We start from the raw sequence: 12,239 nt of genomic DNA on the forward strand, positions 1-12,239 counted from the left end.
AATTGTCGGCACTGATATCACCTGCGTCGGTTCCATAGTGATGCCGCTACAATCTGCTTCTCGGGGAGACCGAAATCACGTTTTTTTGTCAAACGGTTGCTGGCGAAACGACCCAAATAACCTCACAGGTACTGTCGCCCAACGTCCAGAACCGAACCATAGATCGCGCCGGAAATGCGAAACTGTCGCCCGCATTGATGACGAATTGCCGTTCATCAAGTTCAAGTCCAAGGGTTCCCTGGAGAACGAGACCGCATTTGCCTCCCTCTGTATTGGAATAGGGTTCGCCAGAATCTGCGCCCGGCTCCATCAGAAAGCGAAGCATCTGGATTTGTGGCTGCGTGTCCGGGGTTAGCAATTCCTTGATCAGCGCGCCGTCATTATAGGAGAGGGAGCGCCTGCTACTCCGCTGCACGATAAATTCGTTAGCCTGATTTTCGGGGTCTTTGTCGCGATGGAAAAGCCAGTTGACCGGCATATCCATCGCAGAGCAGATAGCCCTCAGGGTCTTGATCGATGGGGCAGCCAAACCGCGCTCCACCTGACTCAACATCCCGACGGAAATTCCCGCAGGCTCGGCCACCTGCTTCAGCGACATGCCCCGCATCTGACGCCGGAGGCGCAATGTCTCGCCCACCTGAATAGCATCGCTTTGCGGATCAAGGACATTCAGTTCCGTCGACATTCGCCACCCTCTCAGAGACTCAACTTGAACGATTATAAACCAAGCAAAACAATTTAATAGTATTAAAAATAATTGACAAATTTTTTAATGTAGCCATAATTTTATTCAGACGCGTGCAGATCGTTATCAAAAAACATGCCTATCGGGGCGATCAAGCGTGGAACAGATCTCGGGATTTTGGGAGGAATCACCATGAGAGCTATCAGGATTGCAACACTTTGCGCGATCATGACATCCGTTGCCGCAGTTGCTATAGCAAGAGACTTCACTATCGCTGGCTGGGGTGGCAATTATCAAGATGCCCAGCGCGAAGCCTATTTCAAGCCGATCGCAGAAAAACTGGGCGTCAACATTGTCGAGACAACCTATCTGGGCGGGTTGGCTGAAATCAAGGCCATGGTCGATACCGGCAACGTCACATGGGATTTTCTCATCATGGGCGGCTCGGAGCTTCAGCTGGCCTGCGACGAAGGCTTGCTTGAAGAACTCGACTGGAAAGCGATAGGGCAGGATAATCTGTTGCCGGGCGCTGCAACCCCTTGTGGTGTTGGCAACGTGGTGATCGGCAATGGCTATGCCTATAATTCCAAGGCGTTTCCGCAACCACCCCAGGACTGGAAAGACTTTTTCGACCGCGAAAAATTCCCCGGGAAACGCGGTATCCGCAATAGCCCCAGCATGAATCTCGAATATGCGCTCATGGCCGACGGCGTGGCTCCTGACAAGGTATACGAGGTATTGGCAACACCGGAAGGTGTCGATCGGGCATTTGCGCAATTCGACAAGATCAAGGATTTGCTGCAATTCTGGGAATCCGGTGCGCAGCCCATCGAATGGCTCGCCAGCAACAATGTCGCCATGTCCACTGGCTATAATGGCCGCGCAGTTATGGCAAAGCGCGAAGGCAAGCCTATCGAATTCGTCTGGAAGAACCATCTGGTGAATATGGATGGCTGGGCAATGGTCAAAGGCTCGCCTTATAAGGACAAGCTCAACCAACTATTCAAGATCGTCAACGACCCCGAAAATCAGGCGAAGTTTTCTTCTCTGATGCCCTATGGTCCATCCAATACCAAGGCGGCAGAATCCTTGACTCCTGAAATGCTCAAAGAGCTGCCGGCTGCTGACAATATCAAGGATGCAGCCTTTTATTCCGACGCTTTCTGGGTGGAGCATCTGGATGATTTGACCGAGCGCTGGAACCGCTGGGCAACCCAGTAAGATTTGGTCAAAATCCCCTATTGAGTTCCTCCGGCGAAGTGTCTGCCGGAGGAAAAAATCCCAAAGGTAGCAGAATGATCGCAGTGTCCCGCAAGCCGGGCGGCAGCGGATTGGCAGCACTTGTCTGCCTGGCTGTGCCGCTAATCATCTACATATTTCTCTATCTGGTGCCGATAGGATCAATCATTTCGCTCAGCCTCGACAATCGGGAACTGTCAGGCAGCCTCGTGAACTTCAGCAATGCAGACAGCAAGGACCGCAATGCACAGGCTGCCGCTCTGGTGGCCGATATGCGGTCGATGGATAGTAGCCAGCAGGCAGCTGTGGCGCGCGAACTCAATCAAGAATTAAGCGGCTTCCGAACACTTTTCCTCAAGACGGCCCGCGCCGTCGATACGATAGAGCCTGATCTCACTGGGCTGACAGGTTTTGATCCGCGTTGGAATGAAGAAAAATACTGGGCGGTCATTGCTCAGAATTCTGACCGGATCAGCTTTCGTCACTTCGAACGGGCAACAGGCTTCAAGGTGAACGAGGAGGGCAGGCTCACAACTGGCGGCGATGACATATATCTTCAGATCATGTGGCGTACGCTGGCTATCGCCATTCAAGTCACTCTCGTCACATTGCTGATCAGCTACCCTTAGCTTATGCAGCCTTGCACGCACCACGCAAAATGGCGGCTTTCATTCTGGTTGCCGTGCTGATGAGCTTTTGGACCTCCATCCTCGTGCGCACGACCGCATGGGTGATCTTACTTCAGACATCGGGTGTCTTGAATACGTTTCTGCTCTGGACTGGCCTGATAAAGGAGCCGTTGCAGCTGATTTTCAATCGTTTCGGCGTGATCGTGGCCATGACGCATGTTCTGCTGCCATTCGCCATCATCCCGATGATGAACGTAATGCGAACAATCCCGAAGTCGCAGGTGGATGCATCTCGCAGTCTTGGTGCCGGCCCGGTGGAATCTTTCCTGCGTGTCTATTTTCCGCAAAGCCTGCGCGGCGTTGGCGTGGCTGCTGGAACGGTGTTCATCCTCGCGCTTGGCTTCTACATTACACCGGCGCTTACAGGCGGACCGAAAGACCAGATGCTCTCCTTCTATATCGCGGACTTTGTCAAACGCGCGCTCAACTGGGGTATGGCCTCAGCGCTGTCCGTACTGCTTCTATGCATTGTTCTGATACTGGTTTCCCTTTTCGGCGCACTTCGCTGGCTTGCAAACCGCAGAGGAGGCACCGCCTGATGTCCCGCATCATCTTCTGGACCTCGACACTATTCGCCCTGGCTTTTCTGATCGTCCCTCTGGTGTTGATCATGCCACTCGCTTTCAATGAAAGCTCGTTTCTGACCTATCCCATTGAGAGCTTTTCGCTCAAATGGTTTCACGAGGTTTTTGTGCAGGAGCAATGGGCGCGATCCTTCCTGAACAGTCTGAACGTGGCGATAGGCACCACGTTTGTGGCGCTACTGGTCGGCGGACTGGCTGCAGCCGGCGTCGCGCTACTTAACCGATGGTTGCAAACCGTGTTGACGGCGCTGTTCGTGTCGCCGATGGTTGTTCCCAGTATCGTCATTGGCGTGGCCTTTGCCTACTCGTTTGGCCGTATGGGTCTATCCGGCAGTTATTGGGGACTGGTGCTCGCCCACTCCATTCTTGCCGCACCGCTGGTTTTCCTTTCGGTCATGACGTCTTTACGCGGGCTCGATCCCGATCTCGACCGGGCCGCGGCCTCGCTCGGGGCCTCACGCCGTAACCGCTTCATTTCCATTACGCTGCCGCTTGCCGCGCCCGGCTTTATGGCCGGCGCACTCTTTGCCTTCACGACTTCTTTCGATGAGGTGGTGGCGGCGCTTTTTCTTGCGTCGCCGGAATCCACCACTTTGCCGGTCATGCTGTTTTCGGGCCTGCGGGATCGTCTTCAGCCGACATTGGTCGTGGTGGCTTTACTGCTATCGCTCGTCAGCTTTGCGTTGCTCGCGCTGATGCACTGGTTACAGCAGCTCGGCAAGCCGGCAAAACACTGAAATTCCGATAAAACGGAGCGATACCATGGCTTTCATCGATATCAGGAACATCAACAAGTTTTACGGGAACATGCAGGCCCTGCATGACATATCATTGAGTATAGCCAAGGGGAGTTTTGTTACGTTGCTCGGACCGTCCGGCTCCGGCAAAACCACGTTACTGAAAATCCTGGCGGGGTTCGAGGATGTGTCGAGCGGAGATATTCGGCTTGAAGGACGGGACATCACATCACTCAAGCCGGAAAAGCGTAACTTTGGCCTCGTTTTTCAGGGCTATGCGCTGTTTCCGCATATGAGTGTCTTTGACAATATTGCCTATCCGCTGAAAGTCCGCCGGAGAAGCCGGGAACAAATTTCAAATCAGGTGAATGCCCTGCTTGATTTGGTTCAGCTGACCAAATTTGCCCGGCGGAGACCGCATGAACTGTCAGGCGGCCAGCAGCAGCGCGTGGCGCTGGCGCGGGCATTGGTCTTCGAGCCTGATCTTCTGTTGCTTGATGAGCCTATGTCTGCGCTCGACAAGAAGCTGCGGATCGACTTGCAGGATCAGTTGCGAGACATTCACCATCGGCTTGGGACAACGTTCATCAATGTCACGCATGACCAGGAAGAGGCCATGCATATGTCCGATGGCATTGCCGTCATGAATCATGGTCGTATCGAACAATACGACACCGGGCATCACCTCTATCGCAAACCGGGTTCGCGTTTCGTAGCCGACTTCATTGGAAAGTCGAACATATTTGAGGGTTCGGTGATCCAAACCTCTACCGGACCACAGTTCAACGTCACCGAATTCACAATTGCCGCTACTGATCTGGAATCGGCTCATGACCGGATCGGCAGGGCCGAACTGGTCGTGCGGCCCGAAGACATCCGGCTCGCTTCAACAGCCGGCGCTGCGAAAACCATCGGAGACATCGTGCTTTCCGGTGTGGTGGCGACCTCGACCTATTCGGGGGATCGGGTCCTTTACACGGTTTCCCTTCCAAACGGTCGAACAATCGCAGCTTACGGCAGCGCGCGTGACGGTGCGCTGTCATCAGACACACCCGTACAGATCGCCTTCGATGCCAGAGACTGCATCTTGCTCAATTAAACAGGGATTAAATCGTGAATAAGCTTAAATCCGCCGCGACCGGAAACCTAGGAACCGGTGAACCCAGCTATCCCAACCCCGCCATTGTGCTTGAGGGATCACCGGAGTTTTGGTCCTGGCCATTGCTCAACGGGCCAACAGCCAGCGGAGTCTGGTCGGCGACGCCTGGTCATCACCGCGTCGTGCGCGACACAAACATCCTCGAGACCTTCTATATCCTCGAAGGAGAAATCACGCTCTTTGAGGATGGCGTTGAGCAGCCAAAACATTTTGGCCCCGGCGATCTCGTCGTGCTCGAACCGGGATTTACCGGCAGCTGGAAGACCACCAGCACAGTCAAAAAAGTCTATTTCACAACAAACCTGTGACGCTCCAGCCCTGCACGGCAGCGTTGTGCAGCCCAGGTGCGGATGTCAGGTCACGATGGAGGGGATACTATGAAAACGACACCTTTCTGGTGGGAAGAAGCCGAACCGCAACATGGCGAGCGGAATTTCGACACCACATCCTGCGATGTTCTTATCATAGGGTCGGGTTATACGGGCCTATCGGCCGCGATCACTCTGGCTGAAGCCGGGCAGACCAATATCATGGTTGTCGATGCCATGCGTATTGGCGAGGGGGCCAGCTCGCGCAACGGTGGGCAGATCGGCAATGCGCCGAAATTCACACTCGCTCAGGCAACCGCCCGTTTCGGCGAAAAGCGCGCACGGGAAATCATGGATGATTATGGCTCTTCCATGAAATTCATGGTGCAGCGTGCGCGAACTCTTCAGGACCCGATAGACCTGAACCTCGCCGGAAGCGTTGCTGCCGCTCATTCACGCAAGGATTTGGCTAAGCTGCGCGCATTCCGCGAAGGTCTCTCACCACAAGATCGAGAGAAATATGAAATACTTGATGAGACACAGATCCATAGCGTCCTCAAGACAGATATATACCGTGGCGCCATGGTTCGCCATGACCAGGGCACTATCCATCCGGCCAAATATGTTCGCGCTCTGGCCAACCGCGCCCGCGCCTTGGGTGTGCGCATTTTTACCGGTTGGCGCTATGCGGGTGCTCGCAAAAGTGCCGAGGGGTATGTGGCATCTCTGGATAATGTCGAGAGCAAGACGACTGTGGAAATCCAGTCGGAAAAGATTCTGTTGGGTTTGAACGGATATGTCGGGCCGGAAGTGAAGTGGCTTCGCCAGAGGACCATTCCGGTGCAAAGCTACATGATCGCTACGGAGGAGATGTCCTTCGACTTATTGGAACGCCTGATCCCCAACAACCGTGCCGTGGGCGATACCAAACATATTCTCTATTACTTCCGTCGTTCTCCAGATGGCAAACGTATCCTTTTTGGAGGCCGGGCACGGTTTCGCAATTCTACCGAAGAACAGGGAGCCGCCGGTTTGCGCGCGTTCATGGAACACACCTTCCCGGAAACGCGCGGCGTTAAATTAAGCCACGGTTGGCTTGGCAATGTCTGCTTCGCCTATGATTTCTGCTCGCATGGCGGAAGGATGGAGGACGGCATCTATTATCTGTCTTGTTGCAATGGTGGTGGCATTTCCAATCAGACCTACCTTGGCCATAGAATGGCGGAATATATGCTGGGGGTCCCAAATTCGGATCGAGGCACAATCGGAAGCCATTTCCCGCGCATCTATTTCTACAACGGCAACCCTTGGTTTCTGCCTGTGGTGGGTACCTGGTATCGCTTTCAGGACAGGACAGCACGCTGGTTCGAGTGATGACCGGCGATCATCTTCGCTGGGCAAAATCAGAACGTGCGACGGGGCGGGGTGTTTCGAAAGCTCGATAGCGTCGGCTTAGCGAAAAATGCCCGAGGGGGTTAGGTAACATCATGTCGTCGGATGCGGTTATCGCGCATCGGAGCAATACGAACGGGTCCGGCATTCTGATGATGGTGCTGGCGATGACGCTTGTTCCGATGATTGACGTGCAGGCAAAATATCTCGTGAGCAGTCAGATACCGGCCCTGCAGGTCGTTTTCCTGCGCATGCTGCTCGGCACACTATTTTTGACGCCTCTTATGATCGTTGGTCGTCAGCCGATCTTCCCGCCGCTGCAAGGCTGGCGAAATGCTTTCGCATTGGGCTGTTTCAGTGTTCTGGCCGGTATCTGCTTCTTCGGCTCGTTGAGATATTTATCAATTGCGGATGCGGTGGCGATCAGCTTTGTTCAACCGCTGTTTGTGACCTTATTCTCGCGCTTGTTCTTGAAGGAAAAGGTCCATCTCGCCCGCTGGATTGGCCTTGTGATTGGCTTCACCGCTACTTTAATCATCATCCGACCAACCCATCATGCGCTTGAAATGGGAAGCCTATTGGCTTTAGCCGCGGGTGCGGCAATGGCCGGATATGTCATTGCCATAAAAAAGGGTTCAAGCGGCGTGCGAAGTGTGCCGCCGATTGCTTTGACCTTCCAGACACATTTCTCGGCGCTCATCGTGGCAGCACCTTTGATGTTCATCTTCTGGCAGGGGCTTGATCTGTATCAATGGACGATGGCGGTCGGTATGACACTGGTCGGTCTTGCAGGCCAATATCTGATTATCAAAGCCTATCATTATGGCGACGTGTCATTGCTTGCGCCGTTTGCTTATATTGAAATTATTACGTCGACATTCTTCAGCTGGATGTTTTTTGCACAAGTGCCCGATACCGTTACGTTTTTAGGTGTCAGCATTTTGATCGGCAGTTCGGTATACGTCGCGTGGCGGCGCTAGTTTGAGAGTTGGCTTGGAAAAACTGCACAGCCGGTATAAGTGGAATTTCTGCCTGACTTCGGCTTAGATGCCGGGAACAGGAGATACCATGACGAGACGACCACGCCGGAACCATAGCCCGGCTTCAAGGCAAAAGTGGCGCTCGCCGCCATTCGAGGCGAGCAGATGCTGGTGGAACTGTCCCAACAGTTTGACGTGCACGCCAACCAGATCAAGCAATGGAAAGACCAGCTCCTTGAGGGGGCGACAGGCGTTTTCGGCGATGAAGCGAAGGCGGAACCGACGGGGCCAACCGTCGATGTCAAAACGCTGCACGCCAAGACCGGAGAGCTGACGCTGGAGAATGATTTTTTAGCCGGAGCGCTCGGCAAGGCGGGATTGCTGAGCGGAAAGAAATGATCGACCGCGAGCACAAGCTGTCCGTCGTGCGTCAGGCGAAGCTTCTCGGCTTCAGCCGTGGCAGTGTCTATTATTCGCCGCGCCCTGTGTCAGACGGCGATCTGGCCCTGATGCGGCGGATCGACGAACTGCACCTCGACTACCTGTTTGCCGGAAGTCGGATGCTGCAAGCTTTTGAAGGCGGAAGGGCTTCAGGCAGGGCGGCTTCACGTCGCGACGCTGATGAAAAAGATGGGCATTGAGGCGATCTACCGTCGTCCGAATACGTCGAAACCAAGCACCTGGTCATAAGGTCTATCCCTATCTGCTCAGGAAGCTGGCGGTCATCAGACCCAATCAGGTCTGGGCAATGGACCTGACCTACGTCCCCATGGCGCGGGGCTTGTCGAAATCGGCTCTAAACGGTTTCGTTGAAACTGTCCCGCATGGAGCGCAGGATGATGACGGCTGAAGCAGCACCGGGATCGACATGACCAAGCGAGCGCTCACCCAAACGAGCAGCGCGGCCGCGTGCGGCCACCATAGAACGGGTTGAATCCGCACCCTTTTCTGCTGCTTCGAGAATTCTGTTCCACATTTCCAGGCTGCTCAAGCCGTGCGTTTGCGCGTCAACAGCCGTTTCCATCGCCGGTATCCATGCATCCAGCATGGTTTTATCGCCACGTTGTCCCTTTCCGCGTTCCTGAATGCCTCGTGTCATCGCCTCGACGATGCCGGCCTGGTCCTCGGCGTCGAGGCTTTCGCGCGGTTTAAGGGCCTTGGAAGCGTGGCGAAATGCCGTCGCATAGAGGGGGCCGGTGGAAGCGCCCACGGTGTCGAGAAAAGCGGCTGCAGCTGCGGCGAAAATCTCGGAAGGGAGTATGTGCTCCAAATCCAACTTGGCAAGCGCGCTGTTGATGGCTGAAAAGCCCAGCACCATGGTGATGCCGTGATCCGCATCGCCAATTGCTCCGTCGAGATCGGAAAGTCGCTCTTTTTCCTCCTTCATCGAAAAGGCGATGAGTTGGAACATTCGGCTTAGACGACGCGCTGCAGTTTCCTGCATTTGTACCTCCCAGACAATCTGGAATTCATGTAACCGCCGAAAGCGGCTTTAATCAGTTGACCCGCAGAAAAGCCGTATCGCAAGGATGCGACAAGAGATCGGACAATTCCTGATCGAGGTGCATGACGGATATCGATGCTCCGTTCATGTCCAGCGATGTGCAGTAGTGGCCTACCCAATTGGCTTCGATTGTTATTTGCTTGGCGCTCAGGCGTTGTTCGACGCGTCGGAACAGAATGTAGAGTTCCATCAGCGGTGTTGAGCCGAACGAATTTACCAGTACCGCCACCCGATCTCCCGGCGATGCATTCATCTCACTGAAAATCCGGTCCATGATGTGATCGACAATGGCATCGGCGGACATCATTTTCTCGCGAACAACGCCGCGTTCACCGTGGATACCCACGCCGATCTCCATTTCTTCAGCGCCGATTTCGAAATTGTGGCGCCGTGTCTGGGGCAGGGAACAGGGCTCCAGCGCAACGCCCATCGTAAAGGTTCTTCGGTTGGCCTTGCGCGTCACCGCTTCGCATGCCTCGAGCGACATGCCGCTGTCACACGCTGCACCGGCTGCCTTGAAGATGAAGAAATTTCCCGCTACGCCGCGCCGACCGTCGCGATCCTCCACGGGGGACGACGATATATCGTCTGTTGTCAGAACGGTGCGTGTGGGAATGCCAGCTTCCTGCGCCATTTCGGCCGCCATCTCGAAATTCATGACATCCCCGACATAGTTGCCATAGACGAAGAGGACGCCTTCTCCGCCGGAGGCAGCCTTGGCGCATTCGAGGATCGGTGCAGGGGGAGGCGAGGAAAAGACATTCCCGATCGCTACCGCATCGGCAAGCCCTTTTCCGACATAGCCCAGAAAGCACGGTTCATGCCCCGACCCGCCGCCGATCACCAGACCTACTTTTCCCGGTCGGGGCCCGGTCCGTGCGACGAGGGCGCGTTTCGATCCATTGATAGGAGCGAGATAGGACCGGTGCGCTCTGGTGGCGCCATCAAGCATTTCCTCCACGACATCGTCGGGACTGTTCAGAAACTTCTTGATATGCGTGCGGTAATGGCTGGACACGTGGGCTGGCTCCGCACGCAGCTTCTGCGAAAGCTTGCTGTCGATTTCAGTCACGCCATCCGCGTTGAGGATGCCGCGTCCTGTCGCGGCATCGGTAATCAGAATGTTGATATAACCGCCCCGCAAGGCGGCGAGAATTGCAGGTACTTTGTCGAAACCACCTGCCACTGCGATGCGCATGTCGATGTTGCGCAACCTGTCGAGCGTAATACCGATAGTCCTGTCGTCAAGCGGGCCTGATACAGGCTGTCCATAAGAATCGATGAAGCGCCCGGCGACGACGCCGACGGCATTCTTGGCCAGATATTCCTGTATGGAAACGTTCTCGAAAAAGCCGCTGGTATGAATCGTGGAATTCGGTCGGAGCGAAGAAATGCCGAACAAGGCCTTGTTCGCGTGGTCCAATGCCTGGAATTGCTCCGCAATAATCGGTTCTCCGACTATTGCTGCCTTGACGTGAGCGCTGGACACGATAGCTGGCGCTGTGATGTTGACGAGATGCGCATTTGTTGCCCGTGCCATGGCTGCCGCGCATAATTCGGGGGTGTAAGCGAAACTGGCGCGTGTTCCACCGGTAGCCTGAACGACGGTCACATCCTGCAGATTGGCTATGCGGGTGTTCTCAGCGATAGCGAGGACCGTCCGCCCCCAGGCGACAGCGAGCGTATCCCCGGATTTCAGAAGCTTGGCGATCGCTTGCGCAGCTGCGGTTCCAAGCCGGTCGATAAGCGCCTGCGCGCCGTCATCATTTGGCACTACCAGACAGTCGTTCAATCCGAAATGGCGCTTGAGTTCCTGCGCGATTGCAAGGGAACCGAGGCGCGCGGGTTCGATCGAGATGTTGACGATGCCACGGCTACGGGCATCCGCCAGATAGCTGTTCACGGTAGCCCGCGAAATCCCCATGATTTCAGCGATTTCACCCTGGGTACGCCCATCTTCATAATAGAGCCAGCACGCCCAAACGTACGGATCGTCCCCATAGCGCAGCGGAATGCCGTGGGTCGGTTCCACCTGTCCAATCTTGCTTGCGGTTGTTTTTCCGTTTGGCGCCATGTTCTCTGCACTGAACCTCTTGTTTCCTTCTAAACACATCCAACAAAAGTGCGAAGCGGTTTTGTGTTGGATAATGCGTAAAAACAGAAGATTGAGCGGTTCTGCTGATCCTGTCTTAACCGGACTGCTCTATCGTCGGGTTGCCTGGCAATACAACGGTTTTGCTTGGAGTTTTTTAGAATGCGCGGAAACGGCAGGCCCGGTTCCTGGCTTTACACCGGGCCTGCTGATCGTCGGTAATGTCTACTGCAACCGCACCCGTGCGCCGTCGGAAAGTTCCTTGAGGATAATGGCGCAGGATGTCGCTCCGGCATCCAGAACACCCAGCGACCTTTCGCCAAGACGGCTGGCGCGACCGATCTTCGCCACCAGATCGATCGTCGAATCCCGGCCTTTCTCGGCGGCTATGACGAGAGCTTCGAGGGCCTCGGCAAATGACTTTCCGGCAGCGGTGGCTTCATCGAAGGCTTCGATGGCAGGCACGAGCGTGTCCAGCAATGTCTTGTCACCGACCTTTGCAGAGCCGATTGACTGGATACCTTCAAGCCCGGCGTGGAGCATGCGGCTGAACGCAGCTGCATCGATATTCTCGATCCCGTCTATTTTTTCCGCAAATTCGGTGAACATTACGCCGTAAAGCGGTCCCATCGAGCCGCCGATCTCGGTCATGAGCACGGTGCCAAGCGTATCGAGCGAAGCGGCCAGTGCCTCATTCTTCCCCTTCAGTCGCTCGGCGGCCATGTTGAACCCCTTGGCCATGTTGACGCCGTGATCGCCATCACCGATCTTGCCGTCGATCTCGCTGAGATAGGCGCGGTTCTCGACAATCCGGTCGGCCATTGCCAGCACGATGTCTCCGGCTTTTGCGTTATTGAGTGTTTGCACAGG

The 12,239-nt window shown here is 55.1% G+C and carries 12 protein-coding genes and 1 pseudogene; 9 read left to right on the forward strand and 4 right to left on the reverse strand.

The genetic code is table 11. The features are described from left to right. Window positions 1-88: 88 nt before the first annotated feature. The gene (locus tag ACS5UA_RS17330) at window positions 89-685 is read right to left on the reverse strand and encodes a helix-turn-helix domain-containing protein (RefSeq protein ID WP_112702445.1); all 597 of its coding nucleotides are present in this window, start codon (window positions 683-685) and stop codon (window positions 89-91) included. A 192-nt stretch (window positions 686-877) separates the two neighbouring features. Between ACS5UA_RS17330 and ACS5UA_RS17335 the strand changes: the two genes are divergently transcribed. From ACS5UA_RS17335 to ACS5UA_RS17375, 9 genes and pseudogenes are all read left to right on the forward strand, one after another. Then, window positions 878-1,906, forward strand: a complete 1,029-nt coding sequence (locus ACS5UA_RS17335) for an ABC transporter substrate-binding protein (RefSeq protein WP_162718892.1) — start codon at window positions 878-880, stop codon at window positions 1,904-1,906. A gap of 83 nt (window positions 1,907-1,989) precedes the next feature. Then, window positions 1,990-2,553, forward strand: a complete 564-nt coding sequence (locus ACS5UA_RS17340; protein WP_443101538.1) for a hypothetical protein — start codon at window positions 1,990-1,992, stop codon at window positions 2,551-2,553. A gap of 29 nt (window positions 2,554-2,582) precedes the next feature. Then, the gene (locus tag ACS5UA_RS17345) at window positions 2,583-3,152 is read left to right on the forward strand and encodes an ABC transporter permease (protein WP_443101539.1); all 570 of its coding nucleotides are present in this window, start codon (window positions 2,583-2,585) and stop codon (window positions 3,150-3,152) included. Continuing rightward, window positions 3,152-3,934, forward strand: coding sequence for an ABC transporter permease (locus tag ACS5UA_RS17350; protein WP_162718891.1), 783 nt, complete (start codon window positions 3,152-3,154; stop codon window positions 3,932-3,934). Before ACS5UA_RS17345 ends, ACS5UA_RS17350 begins: the two co-directional genes overlap by 1 nt. A 25-nt stretch (window positions 3,935-3,959) precedes the next feature. Beyond that, entirely contained in the window at window positions 3,960-5,033 is a 1,074-nt protein-coding gene (locus ACS5UA_RS17355) for an ABC transporter ATP-binding protein (protein ID WP_112702441.1), read from the forward strand. 14 nt (window positions 5,034-5,047) lie between these two features. Then, window positions 5,048-5,401 (forward strand): cupin domain-containing protein, encoded by a 354-nt coding sequence (locus tag ACS5UA_RS17360; RefSeq protein ID WP_162718890.1) that lies wholly within the window; start codon window positions 5,048-5,050, stop codon window positions 5,399-5,401. A gap of 69 nt (window positions 5,402-5,470) precedes the next feature. Beyond that, on the forward strand, window positions 5,471-6,775 hold the full coding sequence (locus ACS5UA_RS17365; RefSeq protein WP_162718889.1) for an NAD(P)/FAD-dependent oxidoreductase: 1,305 nt from the start codon (window positions 5,471-5,473) through the stop codon (window positions 6,773-6,775). Between the two features lie 113 nt (window positions 6,776-6,888). Next, entirely contained in the window at window positions 6,889-7,773 is an 885-nt protein-coding gene (locus ACS5UA_RS17370; protein ID WP_112702438.1) for a DMT family transporter, read from the forward strand. Window positions 7,774-7,861: 88 nt separating this feature from the next. Then, window positions 7,862-8,554: pseudogene (locus ACS5UA_RS17375) on the forward strand (IS3 family transposase); the annotation flags it as partial. A 15-nt stretch (window positions 8,555-8,569) separates the two neighbouring features. Here the strand turns inward: ACS5UA_RS17375 and dhaL (ACS5UA_RS17380) are convergent. The 3 genes from dhaL (ACS5UA_RS17380) to dhaL (ACS5UA_RS17390) all read right to left on the reverse strand — a co-directional run bounded on the left by dhaL (ACS5UA_RS17380) (window position 8,570) and on the right by dhaL (ACS5UA_RS17390) (window position 12,236). Continuing rightward, entirely contained in the window at window positions 8,570-9,217 is a 648-nt protein-coding gene (gene dhaL, locus ACS5UA_RS17380; RefSeq protein ID WP_112702437.1) for a dihydroxyacetone kinase subunit DhaL, read from the reverse strand. Window positions 9,218-9,269: 52 nt separating this feature from the next. After that, entirely contained in the window at window positions 9,270-11,351 is a 2,082-nt protein-coding gene (locus ACS5UA_RS17385; RefSeq protein ID WP_112702436.1) for a bifunctional sugar-binding transcriptional regulator/dihydroxyacetone kinase subunit DhaK, read from the reverse strand. Window positions 11,352-11,594: 243 nt separating this feature from the next. After that, window positions 11,595-12,236, reverse strand: a complete 642-nt coding sequence (gene dhaL, locus ACS5UA_RS17390; RefSeq protein ID WP_112671585.1) for a dihydroxyacetone kinase subunit DhaL — start codon at window positions 12,234-12,236, stop codon at window positions 11,595-11,597. Window positions 12,237-12,239 lie beyond the last annotated feature (3 nt).

Origin of the sequence: Brucella sp. RRSP16, from assembly GCF_052246815.1 — a bacterium.
GTDB classification, from domain to species: Bacteria; Pseudomonadota; Alphaproteobacteria; order Rhizobiales; family Rhizobiaceae; genus Brucella; species Brucella intermedia.